Origin of the sequence: Streptomyces sp. NPDC048415, assembly GCF_040651675.1 — a bacterium.
GTDB lineage: Bacteria > Actinomycetota > Actinomycetes > Streptomycetales > Streptomycetaceae > Streptomyces.
The window spans coordinates 1-15,695 of sequence record NZ_JBEZKJ010000094.1; the positions used below are offsets into that span (position 1 = coordinate 1).

15 protein-coding genes and 2 pseudogenes are annotated in these 15,695 nt (G+C 65.2%); 8 read left to right on the top strand and 9 right to left on the bottom strand.

Annotated elements, in window-relative coordinates; translation table 11 throughout:
* Nucleotides 1–1,152 (top strand): IS4 family transposase (locus tag AB0D27_RS37285; RefSeq protein ID WP_362517706.1); only part of this gene is annotated, 1,152 nt, incomplete at its 5' end.
* Nucleotides 1,153–1,225: 73 nt separating this feature from the next.
* Here the strand turns inward: AB0D27_RS37285 and AB0D27_RS37290 are convergent.
* From AB0D27_RS37290 to AB0D27_RS37310, 5 genes and pseudogenes are all read right to left on the bottom strand, one after another.
* Nucleotides 1,226–2,119 (bottom strand): annotated as a pseudogene (locus AB0D27_RS37290) (ISAzo13 family transposase); the annotation flags it as partial.
* Nucleotides 2,120–2,585: 466 nt separating this feature from the next.
* Nucleotides 2,586–3,305 (bottom strand): hypothetical protein, encoded by a 720-nt coding sequence (locus tag AB0D27_RS37295; protein ID WP_362517708.1) that lies wholly within the window; start codon nt 3,303–3,305, stop codon nt 2,586–2,588.
* 69 nt (nt 3,306–3,374) lie between these two features.
* Complete coding sequence (locus AB0D27_RS37300; protein ID WP_362517710.1) at nt 3,375–3,962, bottom strand: cytidylate kinase family protein; 588 nt, start codon at nt 3,960–3,962, stop codon at nt 3,375–3,377.
* Between the two features lie 72 nt (nt 3,963–4,034).
* Nucleotides 4,035–4,445, bottom strand: coding sequence for an NUDIX domain-containing protein (locus AB0D27_RS37305; protein ID WP_362517711.1), 411 nt, complete (start codon nt 4,443–4,445; stop codon nt 4,035–4,037).
* The gene (locus AB0D27_RS37310) at nt 4,435–5,553 is read right to left on the bottom strand and encodes a pyridoxal phosphate-dependent aminotransferase (protein WP_362517714.1); all 1,119 of its coding nucleotides are present in this window, start codon (nt 5,551–5,553) and stop codon (nt 4,435–4,437) included. Before AB0D27_RS37310 ends, AB0D27_RS37305 begins: the two co-directional genes overlap by 11 nt.
* Before the next feature lie 136 nt (nt 5,554–5,689).
* Here AB0D27_RS37310 and AB0D27_RS37315 point away from each other — a divergent pair, with 136 nt between their 5' ends.
* The 3 genes and pseudogenes from AB0D27_RS37315 to AB0D27_RS37325 all read left to right on the top strand — a co-directional run.
* Nucleotides 5,690–6,571, top strand: a complete 882-nt coding sequence (locus AB0D27_RS37315; protein ID WP_362517716.1) for an HAD family hydrolase — start codon at nt 5,690–5,692, stop codon at nt 6,569–6,571.
* Nucleotides 6,568–8,124: an SIR2 family protein gene (locus AB0D27_RS37320; protein WP_362517718.1), complete on the top strand. Its 1,557-nt coding sequence runs from the start codon at nt 6,568–6,570 to the stop codon at nt 8,122–8,124. The genes AB0D27_RS37315 and AB0D27_RS37320 overlap by 4 nt, the downstream gene beginning before the upstream one ends.
* A 293-nt stretch (nt 8,125–8,417) precedes the next feature.
* A pseudogene (locus AB0D27_RS37325) lies at nt 8,418–8,625 on the top strand (transposase); the annotation flags it as partial.
* 111 nt (nt 8,626–8,736) lie between these two features.
* On the opposite strand, the gene AB0D27_RS37330 reads toward AB0D27_RS37325, so the two are convergent.
* The 3 genes from AB0D27_RS37330 to AB0D27_RS37340 all read right to left on the bottom strand — a co-directional run bounded on the left by AB0D27_RS37330 (nt 8,737) and on the right by AB0D27_RS37340 (nt 11,246).
* Entirely contained in the window at nt 8,737–9,228 is a 492-nt protein-coding gene (locus AB0D27_RS37330; RefSeq protein ID WP_362517720.1) for an SRPBCC domain-containing protein, read from the bottom strand.
* Nucleotides 9,225–10,148, bottom strand: coding sequence for a zinc-binding dehydrogenase (locus AB0D27_RS37335; protein WP_362517723.1), 924 nt, complete (start codon nt 10,146–10,148; stop codon nt 9,225–9,227). The genes AB0D27_RS37330 and AB0D27_RS37335 overlap by 4 nt, the downstream gene beginning before the upstream one ends.
* Nucleotides 10,149–10,835: 687 nt before the next feature.
* A complete protein-coding gene (locus AB0D27_RS37340) occupies nt 10,836–11,246 on the bottom strand; it encodes a helix-turn-helix domain-containing protein (RefSeq protein ID WP_362517725.1) in 411 nt (136 codons plus the stop codon).
* Between the two features lie 74 nt (nt 11,247–11,320).
* Here AB0D27_RS37340 and AB0D27_RS37345 point away from each other — a divergent pair, with 74 nt between their 5' ends.
* Nucleotides 11,321–12,283: an NADP-dependent oxidoreductase gene (locus tag AB0D27_RS37345; RefSeq protein ID WP_362517728.1), complete on the top strand. Its 963-nt coding sequence runs from the start codon at nt 11,321–11,323 to the stop codon at nt 12,281–12,283.
* Nucleotides 12,284–12,420: 137 nt separating this feature from the next.
* The gene (locus AB0D27_RS37350; protein WP_362517731.1) at nt 12,421–13,056 is read left to right on the top strand and encodes an NAD(P)-binding domain-containing protein; all 636 of its coding nucleotides are present in this window, start codon (nt 12,421–12,423) and stop codon (nt 13,054–13,056) included.
* 37 nt (nt 13,057–13,093) lie between these two features.
* On the opposite strand, the gene AB0D27_RS37355 is transcribed toward AB0D27_RS37350, so the two are convergent.
* Nucleotides 13,094–13,933, bottom strand: coding sequence for an IS5 family transposase (locus AB0D27_RS37355; RefSeq protein WP_362517734.1), 840 nt, complete (start codon nt 13,931–13,933; stop codon nt 13,094–13,096).
* A gap of 455 nt (nt 13,934–14,388) precedes the next feature.
* On the opposite strand from AB0D27_RS37355, the gene AB0D27_RS37360 reads away from it, so the two are divergent.
* Complete coding sequence (locus tag AB0D27_RS37360) at nt 14,389–15,258, top strand: IS5 family transposase (protein WP_362517775.1); 870 nt, start codon at nt 14,389–14,391, stop codon at nt 15,256–15,258.
* A gap of 123 nt (nt 15,259–15,381) precedes the next feature.
* A complete protein-coding gene (locus AB0D27_RS37365) occupies nt 15,382–15,693 on the top strand; it encodes a trypco2 family protein (protein WP_362517737.1) in 312 nt (103 codons plus the stop codon).
* The last annotated feature ends 2 nt before the right edge of the window (nt 15,694–15,695 follow it).

A 15,695-nucleotide genomic window follows, 5' to 3' on the forward strand; every position in this document is an offset into this window, starting at 1 on the left:
GTTGGCAGTAGAACGGAGTTGAGTGACAGCGTCCCCAACAAGTCCTCATTCACGCGGGCACGCAGGCGCTTGGGGCCGCTGGTCTTGGAAACCATGTTTCGTGAGTTGGCCGGCCCGTTGGCTCCTGTCGGTTTGGAGGGTGCTTTCTATCGTGGGATGCGGCTGGCTGCGGTGGACGGGTTCGTGCTGGATGTGCCGGATACGACGATCAACCGGGCTGCGTTCGGTGGGCCGGTCAAGAACGCCCAGCCCGCGGGCTTTCCGCAAACGCGGGTGGTGACGTTGACCGAATGCGGCACGCACGCGCAGATCGATGCGGCGGTGGGCGGGTTCAACGGCGGGGAACCGGAGCTGGCGATCAGGATGGCCGACTCGGCCGCCGGGATGCTGGTCATCATGGATCGAGGCTTTCCCGGGGTGGCGTTGTGGAAGGCCTATACCGGGGCTGGGGCGCATCTGCTGATCCGGGCCCGGTCGAGCGTCGCGGCTCGTCCCGTCGAGTACCTGCCCGATGGCACCTACCTGGCGAGGATGAACCTGGCCGGGCAGAAGGGCGCGCATCCCGGCGGGGTGCTGGTCCGGGTGATTGAGTACCGCGTCGACGGTGGCGAGGTGGTCAGGCTCTTGACCGATCTGGTGGCCCCGGTTGCTCATCCTGCGGCGGAGTTGGCAGGGCTTTACCATGCAAGATGGGAGGCGGAGTCGGCGTTCCGGCAGATCAAGACGTTCCAGCGCGGGCCGGTCGTGGTCCTGCGCTCGGGTGACCCGGATCTGGTGCGTCAGGAGATCTGGGCGCACCTGACTGTGCATCACTGCCTTGTGCGGATCATCGTCGGTCTGGCCGACGACAACGGGATCAATCCGGACCGGGTCTCATTCATCAAGGTCCTCAAGCACGCGCGGCGCAGCGTAGTCCGCCAATGCTCGGACACGCCCACGAAGATCAAAGAGTTCCTGGTCATGTTGGCAGCGAAGGTGCATCGGAAGCTCGACAACGGCGTCAGGCGCCTGCGGGCAGCGGACCGGCATCTGAAGCGCCCCGACTCGAAGTACTCCTCGAAACTCTCCTATCGGATCAACACCCGCGATCGGCGGCCGACGCGGCGCATCAAGGCCAAGGTCATCACCCTGCAACCCGCAATAGTTCAGTAGTCAAGCAACGGCATTGTGTGCCGGGCGGCAGATGACACACGGTGATCGTCAGGCCGGTTTCGGCGGCGAGCTAGGCCAGTTCGAGTTTCCAGGCCCGGGTGCGGTAGCCGTTGGAGCCGCCCGCGTCGGCGGTGATCAGCAGCCGTGCCGCCTGAGGGTAGACAGCCTGGCCCTGGCCGTGCCACCAGCGGCGGATCGACTCGACCGCGAACGCGGCGGTGTCGTGATCGGTGCCGACGTTGACCCAGCCGGTGTCCGCCGCCAGATCGTAGATCCCGTAGGGGACGGCTTTGCCCAGCTGTGGGTCGGCGAAATCATGCACGTTCACCGGCACCGGCTCACCCGTCGGCCGCCACTGGCGGCCGTGGTTCTTGAACTCGCCGACGAGCTCTTTCTTCTTGGTGTCGACGCTGATGACCGGCTGGCCGGCGTCCTGATGCGCGCGGGCCTGCTCGTTGAGATAGCGGAACTGGGCATCCCGGTCCGGGTGCTGACTGCCCTCGATCGTCTTAACGTTGGCCTGCAGGCTGAAGCCTTCCTCCCGCAGCAGGCCCGCGACGGTGTCGGCACTGACGCGATGCCCGGCCCCGGTCAGCTCCTGCGCAAGCGTGCGGGTGGACTTCACCGTCCACCGCAGCGGCGACATCGGGTCACCCCGCACATCCGGCTCAACCAGCGCCAGCAGTGCCGACCGCAGCCCCGGATTGAGATCCACAACTCGTTTGCGGCCCCCGCCCGGACGACGCACCCGCCCCAACGGCTCTTCACCGGCCTCGAGTTCCAACACGCCCTTGCGGACCGTCGTCTCACTGACCGCAGCAGCCTGGGCCACGGCTCGGACACCGCCGTGCCCCAGCCCCCGGGCCTCCGCAGCCATCAACAGCCGTCGCTGCCGCTCGTCCAGATGTGGGAGCAACACCGCGAACTTCACGGCGAGTTGGTCACGAGTCTCATCCGGGATGCGCATACCACACCAACGAGCTTCATGGCGGGAAGCAACACCTTGATTGCCTGCAAGCCCTTAGCGCGGTCGCGATGATGGTTGCCCATTGCATCAGGTGACCGTAAGCAGGGTCCGCGATGCTGCCTATGGGCCGGCGGGGCGGTCTCTGGGGGCTCACATGGGCGAATGACTGGCTATGTCTCCCGGATGGTGATCCGCTCTGCTCCGGCCGGGGAGTGGTCGGACTCGCTCGGGGGTCTGCCGTGCCTGGACGTAGGCCTGAAGCGAAGGCCCCCTGTGGCGCGGCTGCAGGGCCAGCCAGGTGCGGTACTACGCGTCGGTGTCTCGGGTTGGGCAGCCGGGAGGGCACTGCGGCGTCCACGACGTGCAGGCCGGCGGGCCGGATGGCTAGGCGGCGAACCGCATACTGGCGACGGCCTTGGCGGAAATCGCCAGGCGTCCCGGGACGGCCGTCGAGGGCGATCGCCGCCTACGCTCTTCCACAGTCCTGCTCCAGGCCGCGGTGTGGTTGCGACGGCAGGCGGCCCGGCCGCCTGGCGGGGATGTGGCGCTCGATGTACTCGACTGCCGTCTGGCGCTTGGCCGCGAGGTAGTCAGCCACTGTCTCGTCGGCTGCGTAGCTGAAGGTGTCGGCGAACATGGAGATCCCTTCCAGGGACTTGGTCGACAGGCCTGCCTCGAGGAGACCGAACCGTACTTCCTGGCTGCTTGCGCAGTCGAGAACCGGTGTCTCGTAGGTGATGTCGAAGTGCTGGGCCAGGTCGTGGAAGAATTTGATTGCCACACGGCGCTGTTCTGGGAGATCTGCCTGGTATCCGGTTGTCCCGTCGGCGAGGACGGTGACGGAATTGCGGAGGCAGTGGACGGTCGCGGCGCAGTGCAGGGCTAATTTTTCACCCAGCAGTACGAGGTTCTTGCCGGCGAACCTGCGGAAGTCTTCTTCGATGTCGGCCAGTGCCAGCCGGCGGACGATGCCGTAGGCGGAGAGGGTCGGTGTCTCTTCGTGGATCATTTCGGGGAAAGCCGCCCGCAGTTCCGCTTCGCGTATCGTTGGCAGTTCTGACGGGATGCCCAGCCCTGTGGTGAAGCGGAGAAGCCGGACCCTCGTTTGCGCCATGCAGTAGCGGACGACGGCCAGCGAGGAATCCCGGCCCCCGGAAAACATGACCGCGACGTCAGGCTGTTGCATCGCCCGCTCCTAGGTTCATGGTGCCCGGACCGGACTGGATGGTCCGGGTGGGTCTGGGTGCAAGTGAGCTCAGGGCATGCTGAGCCCTGCGGTGCGAACTATCCTTTCCAGGAAGACCGGATGGAAGCTTTCGATTCCGTGGTCGGACGCAGCGATCGAAGCGACGGGGATGTACGCAGAGTTGTCGATCACGATGTCGAAGACGTCGTGATCGATGAAGAGGTCAAATTTGTGGCGGATTTTGAACTGCTGCTGGGAGAACCTGTCCTTGGTGTTGACGAGTTCCTGTACCGCTTGCTCGTCCGGCACCCGGCCGCGGCGGAGCTCGCTGACGTAGGCCTTCCTGACCCTGCTGGGCTGGTCGGATTCGATCCAGACCCGGATGGCCGGAGCGGCTGTCAGCCACGGCAGCGCCCAGGCATCGAAAACTCCTGCAGGAGCTGTCTCGAACAGATGGGTGATGTGGCGGTCGACTTCTGCGTCGATGTCCCGCTCCGCGCGGACCGTGTCGATCCGCGGTGACCAGGGGCCGGGCTGCCCGCTGAGCCGGGACACGATCTGTGAGGCGCTGAAGTAGGGCAGGCCCAGTTCGTCCGCCAGACGCCTAGCGTGCGTCGTCTTGCCTGCAGCAGTGAGGCCGGACACCGTGATTTTCACGATGCGGCTCCTGCTGTGCCCGGCCTGTTCCCAGGTGTGCGAAGGGGCTTGGGGCCGCGAGCCTGCCTGCGGTCACGCGGGTTTAACCAGCCCTTCGCCCACGAGCCGTGGCAGGACATGGCGCGCCACCACGCTACCCACTTCCACTCCCGCTGCAAGTGAGGTGCCGTCAACCCATGCCAGTTCGACGATCTCGCTGGTCGGTGTGGGATCACCTTTGATCTCGACACGGTAGACAGTTGCCCGCAATGCTGCGTCCTCGAACTCAGAGGGCTCCTCGTACGTTCCGAAGTAGTCCATGGCCACGACCTGCGTGCCGAGTTCCTCGAGCAGTTCACGGCGGCAGGTCTGCTCGTCGCTCTCGCCGGTCTCACGCTGGCCGCCGGGAATGATGAAGGTGTGGCGGCCCGGTACTTGCTTCCGTACCACCAGCATTTGGCCCTCGTCGTTGAGGATGACCGCACCGACCTTGTCAATGGTCACGTTCCTCTTCCTTACCGGAGATGGTGAGATCTCCTGCTCCGTATGGTCTTAACAGTTCAACTAGCCGGTGTACGGCCCTTTTGGCCATGTCCTCAGGAAGCCCAAGACATATGCGTACATGTTGGGCGCCTGCCGGGCCGAACCGATCACCGGGCCACACTCGTAGTCCGGATCGTTCACGGCACAGCAGGGCGAACTCTCCGCTGCTCAGATTCGTCACGCTGATGTCCACCCACAGGCACACACCGCTGCGTGGCATCACCACCAGCGGATGGAGCACATCCACCGCGTACTGCAGATTGGGCAGGACGTGGTCCCGTGACTGGCGAAGGACTGCGTCGTAGTCGTCTACCGCTGCGTTGCAGGCGACTTGGGCCGGCAAGGACGCGGCTACCGTAAGTGCTCCCACCGTACGCGCGATCCGGTTTGCGCTCTTGGGCGAACAGACCGCGCAGCCCACCCGCCATCCCGCAAGCCTCAGGGACTTCGACGCGCTCCATACGGCGGCGCGCCGGTCCGGATGTGCGAAGGGCAGCGGGCTGGCATGCGTGCCTTCCCAGATGAGGTCGTGATGGACTTCATCGCTGATCAGGAACAGCCCGCGGCGGGCGGCGATTTCGGCCACCGCGCGACAGTCCGCTTCCAGGGGCACTTCACCGGTGGGATTGTTCGGGCTCAGCCAGATCAGGGCCTGAGCCTTGTCGGCCAGGGAATCCAGTCGCATCAGCCAGTCTCCCGAGGGCTCGGGCACCGGATAGTTCAGGGGTTTGCGGCTCAGCGCCTCCACGACATGGCGGTGTCCGGGGAAGCCTGGATCCGGGACCAGAATCGTGTCACCCGGACGGGTCCATGCCGTGATCAGTGCAGCCGCCGCGCTGGTGGCGCCGGCGCAGACGACGACCTGATCCGGTGTGGCATGCCAGATGTGACGGGTGAAATGCCGGCTGAGGCGCTCTCTGGTGGTGGTCAAGCCGGCGGGTGGTACCAGCGGCGCGGGCGTAGTTGAGAGCGCGGCGACAGCGTGAAGAGCCGTAGGGGGAGGGGGCAGTCGGATGTCGCCGATCCGTAAGTCGATTTCCGATGCACGTTGTTTTGCGCCCCTGGTCACATGCCACCCCAGCTGCGGACGTCGCCGCAGCGGCGACGTCCCGTCGATCCATCCGTCCCACGCTGCCCTTGTCTACCACCTTCTGCCCGGCTCACGCTAGGATGCGGCACCCGTTCCCGGAGCACCAGGAAAGCTCATGGTCAGGTCCAACCAGGTGGTTCTCGTCACTGACCTAGATAATACGCTCTACGACTTTGCCGCCTACTACGAAGCGGGAATTTCTGCGCTAGTTGCCGAGTTGGAAGAACGGCTTTCCATCGATTCTGGTTCGGTGACCGAAAAACTCCGATATGTCTTCACACGTCACGGCAGTATCGAATATCCATTCGCAGTGGAGGAACTGCCGGAAGTATTGGAACTCCCCCACGCCAGCCGGCGCGAAGTGACCCGGGCCTGCCTGAAAGCCTTCTGGGATGCCGGCTCGACGACCATCCACCCCTATCCCACGGTCCTGCGCACCCTCGGACATCTGCGGCAGGAGAACGTAGCGATCATCGGACACACCGACGCGCCCATTCATGAAGTGTTACGCAGGCTCCGTCATTTGAAACTGGATCGCTATCTCACCGGGATCGTGGCTCAGCAATGGTTCCGTCGCAGGCCTCGCTCCTCTCAGGCCGTTTACCTCGCTGAAGTTCCCGGTTGGTCGCGGCCTTCGCGACGTTTCCAGCCCCTGTGGTGTATCCCCGTAGCCGACCTCAAGCCCAACGCGGTGATGTACCGGCGGATCATCGACGACTTCGGCGTCCCTCCCCGCTACGTGACAGTTATCGGAGACAGCGTCGCCAGGGACCTCGTCCCCGCCGTGGAGGTGGGATGCACCGCAGTGTGGGCCAGGTACGGTCGCCGCAGTGGAGTAGACGGACTGATGGCAGAAGTCGTGCCGCACATCCTTCCCGAAGTCGGCATCGCCGAGCCGATCGACGCACCGACCATCCGCCGGGTGGACTCGTTCGAAGGAGTGCTGGCGTACATGGCCACCCAGCAAGTGATCGAGCTGTCCGGTGAGACGCCATGAACGAACACCTGCACTACCTGAGAGAGGCCCACCGCAACGGGAATCTGATTCCCTTCATCGGCGCCGGCTACGGCGCTTCGGAAGCGGGACTTCCCTCGTGGCCTCAACTGCTGGGTGCTGGAACGACATACCTGCGATCCCAGTCACCACGAAGCGTCTCAGCGCAGAAGATCCGCACCTTGGAGGCGCTGGCCAAGTCCGGCGACCTGCCGGCCGCATTCCAGTTCTTTCAGGGCCTCTTCAACGACACCGCAGCCGCCCACTACGACTCCGTGCGATACCAGGGCTTCTTCAACGATCTCTTCCACGAACCCGAAGCCCACCCCACCGGACTCACCGAAGCCCTGCGTGCCCTGAGCCCGCGCGTAGCGATCACCACCAATTACGACCTTCTGCTGGAAAGAGCCCAAGTGACACCAGGGCGGCGCTCGGTAACGTGGCTCGACACCGCAGGGATCCGGTCATTGCTGCGCTCGGAAAGCGGCGTCATCCACCTGCACGGTCGGTATGACGTACCCCGCAGCATCATCCTCTCCTCCTCCGACTACCAACGAATCGTGCTGGACAATGACTCCGAAGCGATCGCGCAGGCAGCCTTCCACTCGGGTGTTCTGATGTTCCTTGGCTCCAGCGTCGGCGGTCTGGCAGATCCGCACATGGGCAAGTTGCTTGCCGAGTTCGCCCGCATCAGCGACCGCACGAAAGAGGAGCAGTCGCCTCACATCGCCCTCTTCAACGGACGCCTGCCCGGCGTCGACATCGCCCAGATGAGAGCGTACGGCATAGAAGCAGTCTCCTACGGCGACGATTACGCGGACCTACCACAATTTCTAGACCGGATCAGCGAGAACGAGACGATCACACTCTCCTCACCCGTCACCCGTTCCCTGGTCAACTCGATCAATCACGCCACTACGGCAGGGGCAGCGCTGGGGCACATAGCCAAGTTCATCGAACGCGAAGTGTTCCCCGGCAGAACCGTCCGGATCACGTTTTGCGAGCTGGTCGAGACCGCGGACCAAGGAATGCAGCTCGAAGCTCGCCATGTACTCCCTTTGAACGCCACCCACAATGTTTTCAACTACCCGCTCTCCATAGCGGCTTGGTCACTGGTCGAAGGCAGGATCGTGGCCTGGCCTCAGGAGCGAGACGTTCTGTGCAACATAGGCCTCCTTGAACGTATGGGGCGGCTGGACCGGGTGCGATCCCTCCTGTCCTCAAAGACCGTCAGGGACTCCCCGGAGATCCAAAAATATGTTGATCTAGCCCGAGTGACCGATCGGTTCGAGCGGCGTGAGTTGACCCTCGGCGATTTCTTCCAAGACTGGTCCGCTGGCCAGCCTGACCACCGCTACAACCAGTTCATCTGCCTCCCGGTTCCCGTCACGGAGTCATTCGGCAACCGAGAACGCATCCGCGAGTATGGCGTGTTCAACATCGATAGTCAGGACGGCAACACCCTCCTCGACCGCCGGTCCGCCGAACTCCTCAAACTCGCTTCCGCCCTTGCTGTCGCAGTCTGCGAAAGGAAACGACCGGCTCAAGAGCGCTGACAGCCCCCGCGACACCTCCTCAATGACAGGCCCAAGGACCTGGCCCATCGTGTGCCCCGAGTGTTGCTGCAGGAAGATTGCTGCGCCAAGGCCGATGATTTGTGGGGTGAATAGCGTGCCTTGCGCAGCGGTATTCGAGATGCCCGCTTCGGCTGCTGGCCCCGCGGGCGATGGGTGATGAGTGATACTGCTGAGGTCCGGCATGCCGAAGCGCGCGTCCGTAGCTGCAACTCGCCTACCCTGCCCGCCGTCTATCTGAAAGAGCGTTTTGTCCTGTCGATGGTGTTTGGTAAGTCATCGACCACGGCGCCCGCCTCAGCATCGATGTCGAAGCCGTTCGCCGGGATCCCGCGGCGTTGGATCGTCGAGCGAACCTTCGGCTGGCTCATGCGCCACCGCCGTCTCGCCCGCGACTACGAGACCCAACCGCATCGCTCCGAAGCCATGATCCGCCTCGCGTTGATCTACCTCATAAGCAGACGACTGACCCACGAATCCACCTCGCCAGGGCAGAACGCCGAGGCTGTCACCGATGACCTCCGCAGCGGCGGCGCGCTCCTGCTACCTGCTTGTGCATTTCCTTGACGGTCGCCAGCCCCCTCCCCCACCTGGTCAGCCGGACAGACCCTCCACGCGTGCCTGCAGGGCGGCGCCGTACCGGGAGTACTCCTCCCTGAGCTGGTCGAGTGTCGGGACGAGTTCGGCAGCGGCGGCGCCGAAGAACTCCTCGGAGTCGGTGAGCTCGGTGGTGCCGTCCGGCTGGGGGGTGAGCGCGAATGAGTGTTTGCCGAGGATTGCGTCGAGCGATCCGCCTTCCCAGACCAGCCGGTGGGGGGCCTGCACGACGACGAGCCTCATTGTGACGTCCTGCTCAGCGGTGTCGTCGACCGCGATACGGCCCGGAATTTCCGCCCCGACCACGACCTGTTCGGGCTTCGCATCGAGGGACAGAACCGGGTGCCACTGCGCGTACTGGTCGAACGCCACGAGCACGCGCCACACGTCCTCCACCGGAGCGGAGATCCTGGTCACTGCGGTGACGACAGGGGCTTCCTTCACGATCGGCTTCCTTCCGGTGCCGTCGGTGTCGGTCTCGGCGTTCACGGCACCAGCACGATCCGGCCGCGATGGCCGCCCCGGGTGAGCTGGGCGTGGGCTTCGGCGGCCTGCGACAGGGGGTAGATCTGCGCCACGCGCGGCGTCAGCACGCCAACCTCGGCGAGCGCGGAGAGATACGAGAGACGGGTCGCTTCGGGACCGGCGGCGGTGAGCCGCACCACCACACCCCGCTGCGGCGCCGGCAGCACGTCGCCCCTCACGCTCACGAAGATGCCGCCGTTGCGGACAGCCGCCAGCGCAGGGGCACCCAGCGCCGCCGCGTCGAGCACGCCGTCCACACCTTCCGGCACGAACCGGCGCACCGCCTCACTCAGCTCCTCGTCGCGCGATACGAACCAGGTGGCGCCACGACCGCGGAGAAACTCCTCGTCCTCAGGCCGCCCCTGCGCGACGATCCGCACGCCCCGCGCCCGGGCCAACTCGACGGCGTAGCCGCCAACGGCCCCGGCGGCGCCCGTGACAAGCAAAGTGTCGCGGGGGCGTAGCGGGAGGTGGTCCAGGGCCAGTGAGGCGGTCATCGCATTGAGAGGGATCGTCGCCGCGAGCGTCAGGTCCATACCCTCCGGGGCAGGGGCGATGGAGTTGACGTCGGTCACAAGGTATTCGGCCTGGGCCTTCGTCGGGCGCAGCACCGGGGCATCGAACGCGATCACCGGGGCTCCGACCTCCAGGAGGACACCCTGGCCGACCGCGTCGACCGTCCCGGCAGCGTCCAGACCGAGACCGGTGTATTCGACCTCCTCCAACGGCCTGAAGACCCCGGCCCACACAGCGGCGTCGGCGGGATTGAGCGCGGCGGCCGCGACCTTGATGCGGACCTCCAGGGGACCTGGTTCCGGGAGGGGGACCTCCAAGACCTCGACGGCCTCGGGTCCACCGACCTTCTTTACGACTGCTGCGCGCATGATTTTTGCTCTTCCCTTTGCGTATTCGAACGCCACGAACGCTAGGTGAGTTACGATCGATTGGTAAGTAGGCACTTTAAAGTGCGTTACGCCCCTGATCGGGTAGATGGCCACCATGGCGAAGCCGGCGCGCCGGGTCGAGCCCGGCACGTACACGCATGACTGCCCCCAGTCACAAGAGGCGCACCCGGATCCCGCGTTCAACTGGACGAGCTGGGGTCCGGCCCGGGCAGACGATGAATTCTCCACTCACCTGAGCATGCGCACGGAAGTCGCAGCGGTTCCTGCTGCGCGGTCGCGGCGACAGGTAGGCGTGGCCTTCGACGCGATGCTCGAGACCGTGGGCGTGGGCGTGAGCGCGCCGCGGGCACCTCGGATAAGCGCCCGCTGAGAAAGAGTCCTCGGCCGCATTCGGCGTGAAGCTTCAATCACGTCATGATCCAGGACGCAACACGCCCGGCAGGTCCCTCGCCGACTTTCGGCACGACAACCAGCATCGTCCCGCCGAACTGCGACCAGCTGACGTCCGCAGCCCACCGGCGTCCCGCCGCCATGCACGACGTGGCAGGCTGCAGTCCAACCACATCCTCGGCGACGTGTTTCGAGCACCGCAGATGATCGCTGAGAGCGAGGGCGATCTTCCCCTTCGGTCGCAGGCGGACAGCCCGCGAGGGGCCTCTGTTGTCGTTACTGGTCGGTCTTCTGGGTGTCGTAGCGTGCTCGCGCCTCGTCGACCTCATCGGTTTTGTCGGCGGCCCAGTCGCGTACCTGGGACAGCAGGCCGTACAGGCCTTGCCCGAGCGGGGTCAACTCGTAGTCGACACGTACGGGCACAGTCGGTGTGGCCGTCCGTTTCACCATGCCGTCGCGCTCGAGCATGCGCAGGGTCTGGGTGAGCATCTTCTGGCTGACGCCTGGGATCTCTCGGCTGATGTGGCTGTATCGCATCGCGTCGCCATATGACCCGAGGGTGCACATGGTCAGGCTGACCCACCGGTTGCTGATGGTCGAAAGCAACGCCACCGCGGGACAGTCATGCATATACGCCTCGTACGTGCCGGGCTCGATCTGGCGCACCGGCTTCGCCGTGGTGGTCATTCGTCTCTCCTGTCAGGAGCGCAACGCACTAAAAAGTACCTACTTCCGAATCGATCGTAACCCACCTAACGTTCGTGGCGTTCGAATTCGCAAACGGAAGAGCGAAGATCATGCGAGCAGTTGTTTACCGGTCTGTCGGCGCACCGGACGTCATCGAGGTGGCGGACGTCGAGTTGCCTGAGCCGGGGATGTTCGAGATACGTATCAAGGTGGATGCCGCCGCCCTCAATCCGGCTGATGTGGCGGCCTGGAGCGGTCTGTTTCCGGCTCCCGCCCAGGGCAGTCACTTCGGGCTGGGCTGGGACGTGGCCGGTACCGTCGACGCCGTGGGCCCCGGCGCGGCGTGGGAGGTCGGTACGCCCGTGATCGCGATCGTGCAGAGCACGCGCGCGACCGGCGTTGTGCGGGCCCAGGCCGAGTACACGATTGTGCCCAGTAACGCCCTGGCCCACGCGCCTGCCGGGATCGACGCTGTGCACGCGTCCACCATCCCGTTGAACGGCCTAACCGCCGCGCAATCGGTGGAGCTTCTCGGCCTCAGCGACGGGCAGAGCGTCTTCATTACCGGCGCGGCCGGTGCGGTCGGCGGCTACGCGGTGCAACTGGCCAAGCGACGCGGGCTGACGGTGATTGCCAGCGATTTCGCCGACGACGAGAACTTCGTCACCAGCGTCCTCGGCGCCGACGCCTTCGTGCCCGCCAGCGAGAACCCCGCCGCAGCGGTGCGCCGGCTCTACCCGCACGGCGTGGACGCCGTGCTGGACACCACCCTGCTGGGCGTCATCGCAGCAGTCAGGGATGGCGGAACCTTCGTCACCACCCGGATGGATGCCCTGCCACAGGCGGAGCGCGGTATCCGGGTAAGGCTGACCCAGGTCTCCCCCGACGCGGCGATGCTCACAACCCTCTCCGACCTCGCCACCTCAGGTGCCCTCGCCCTTCGGGTCGCCCAGACATACCTACTGGAAGAGGCGGCGCAGGCCCACGGACGCCTCGCGGAGGGTGGCCTGCGAGGCCGGCTCGTCCTCACCCCCTGACCACTCGACGTCGGCCGCAGGGCCGACCGACGCGCTCGGACCGCGCCCCCTGCTTCGGAACATGCCGACCGGAGCAGGCGGCCGCCCCGGCCTTGCCCGGGCGGCTCACTGCAGCGCACCCACGAAGGAAGACAATCATGGCCGTCATCGGCTTTATCGGCAGCGGCAACATCGGACAGGTCATTGCACGACAGGCGATCGCCTTCGGCCACGACGTCGTGATGAGTAACTCCCGAGGCCCACACACCCTCACCCGGTTGATCGACGCGCTCGGCCCAAGGGCCCGTGCCGCAGCCTCCGAACAAGCCGGCGCGGCCGGCGACCTGGTCGTTGTGGCGATCCCGTTCCGCAATGTGCTGAAGATTCCGGTGCAACCTCTGGCCGGCAAGATCGTCATCGACGCGAACAACTACTTCGCTCCACGTGATGGGCAGGTCCCCGCCATCGACAACGGAGATACCGCGGCAAGCGAAATGCTTGCCGCACACCTCACCGCCACACGTGTCGTCAAGGCCTTCAACGCCATCATGGCCGCCCATATCATCGAGCACGCCCGCCCGCCAGGCACACTTCACCGACGCGCCATACCGATCGCTGGCGACGACGACCAAGCGAAGCGAGCCGTCACCGAGTTCATCGACCAGATCGGCTTCGACGTTGTCGACGCCGGACCACTGGTCGACGGCCGAAGCATCGATCCGATGGACGCCTGGGGCCCGGTTCTCGACGCGGACGCACTGCGCGCGGCCATGGCCTCACGCACACAACACTGAAAGAGCGTTTGTCCTGGGGATAGTGTTTGGTTCGGAGTCAGGTGCCGCGCCAGTTCAGGGTGGATTCGCGAGTGAGTCTGCGGCTTATGAGGTCGATCATCGCGACGTGGATTATGGCTTCGGAACGGTGGGGGTGGGTTTCGTAGTCACGGGCCAGTCGGCGGTGATGCATCAGCCAGCCGAAGGTCCGCTCGACGACCCAGCGTCGCGGGATCACCTTGAATCCTTTGACGCCGGGGTCGCGTTGGACGACTTCCACGTCGATGCCGAGGCGGGCGCCGTGGTCGATGGCTTTGGTGCGGTAGCCGGTGTCGGCCCATGCTTTGGTCACGCGGGGGTCCGTGGCGGCGATGTGGGACATCAGGTACATGCCGCCGGCGTTGTCGGAGACGCTCGCCGCGGTGACCCAGACAGCCAGGAGCAGGCCGAGGGTGTCCACCCCGATATGGCGCTTGCGGCCTGCGATTTTCTTGCCGGTGTCGATGCCCTGGCTGGTCGCGGGCACGTTCGCGGAGGTCTTCACGCTCTGCGCGTCCAGCACGCAGGCGGTTGGCTCGCCGTCGCGGCCTTCGGCTTCCCGGACCAGGCGCCGCAGGAGACCGTTGAGTTGGTCGAAGATGCCTTCTTTTTGCCAGGCGGCGAAGTAGCCGTAGACCGTTTCCCACGGCGGGAAGTCGTGGGGCAGGTAACGCCAGGCAATGCCGGTGCGGTCGACGTAGAGGATGGCGTCCATGAGGCGGCGCAGGTCATGCTCGGGCGGGCGACCGATGTCGAGACCCTTGCCTCTGCGCTCGGCCCGCCAGGTGGTGAGCGTGGGCTCGATCAGTTCCCAGCGCGCATCGGGGAGGTCGCTGGGATACGGGCGGTGTCGCGTCATGTTTCGGTAGTACCGTCGAGCAGGCCGCCTCCCCAGGGCGCAAACGAGGTCAACCGGGGGCGCGTTGGGATCAGACAGGAGCAAAAGCAACGAAACGGGTCGCCGAACGACGACACGAATCCCTTGCCCCGCATTAGGCACGTCTGCCCCGAGAGCCCCATACCGGCTCGGTCTGCGAATCGACGCCAAACAACCTCGGCGGGACAAAACGCTCTTTGAGAGGTCGTTTTCATCTGTCTTGCCTGCAAATAGGTCGTTTCTTGAGGTGCGGGAATGCGGTGCGGAAGAGGTAGCCGGTGCGGTTGGGCCATGTGGTTCGGGTGAAGTGACGGGTGGGGTGGGATACGGCTCGTGCCTGTCTCATCCCAGGAAGCCCGGTCTTCGCAGCCCTGCGTGCTTCTGCTGGCGTTGCGGTGCGCCTGGGCGCACTCGGTCCGCAGCGATACATCACGAGCATGCCGAAGCGACGTCCGTATCCGAGTGATCTGTCCGATGCTCGCTGGGAGTTGATCGAGCCGGTCCTTGCCGCGTGGCGTTTCGAGCGCCGCGGCAGGGCCCTGGACTTTGGCCGGCCTCCTGAGCATGACCTGCGCGACATCATGGACGCGATCTTGTATGTGGACCGGACCGGGGTGCAGTGGCGCTATTTGCCGCATGACTTCCCGCACTGGAACACGGTCTACGGCTACTTCACGAAGTGGCAGCAGGAAGGCGTGTTCGCCCAGCTCAACAGCCTGCTTCGGCAGCTGCTGCGGCAGAAGGAAGGACGGGACGCCGAACCGTCCGCCTGCGTGATCGACGCCCAGAGCGTCAAAACCTCCACCAGCGTTCACGCCTCCAGCCAGGGCATCGACGCAGACAAAAAGATCGTGGGCAGGAAACGGAACATCGTCACCGACGCGATCGGCCTTCTCCTCGCGGTGCTGGTCACAGCGGCGAGCGTGCAGGACTCCGTCGCCGGCACCCACCTCCTCGACCAGGTCGCTGCCGAACATCCCCGCGTCCGTAAAGTCTGGGTCGACGGCGGCTACCGCCACCACCTCGTCGAACACGCAGCCACCCTCGGCATCGACATGGAAATCACTCAACGCAGGCCTGGGACCAGGGGTTTCACTCCGATCCCGAAGCGGTGGGCGGTCGAGCGGACCTACGGCTGGCTCATGCTCCACCGCCGCCTGGCCCGCGACTACGAATCCCTCCCTGTCCGCGCCGAAGCCATGATCCACATTGCCATGACCGACCTCATGGCCCGCCGTCTCACCGGAGAGAGCACCGTCTCCTGGCGCGACCCGACATCCCAGACCAAACAGCAGGTTCCGGGATAAAACACTGGGAGAAAACGACCTCTAACCCGCGGAAGGCCTACAAACGTTGTGGTAGTAGCTGTGGGTGTGTCGTGCTTTCCCCTACGGTGAACCCCTGTCGTCACAAGAAGTCTGGGGGGAGATGTGCCGCAGGAACCGTGGGCGGAACTCGGCGAGACGGTCAGCGTGATCCGCGCCCAGCTGCAGCAAGCCATGGACGAGGGCGCCGAACAGGCGTTGAAGTTCCGCACTGGCCCAGTGGAACTGGAGTTCCCCATCGGGGTCCGCAAGGAGGGCGAGGCCAAGGCGAAGGTCTTCGTGCTGCCGTGGTCCGCAGAAGCACGTGGAACGGTGAGCGCCGACTCGGTGCACCGCATCAAGTTCACGTTGCAGCCCATCGACGATGCGGGTGTAGACGCGCGCATCCACGGTCAGGCACCGCAGCGGCCGTCCTGACC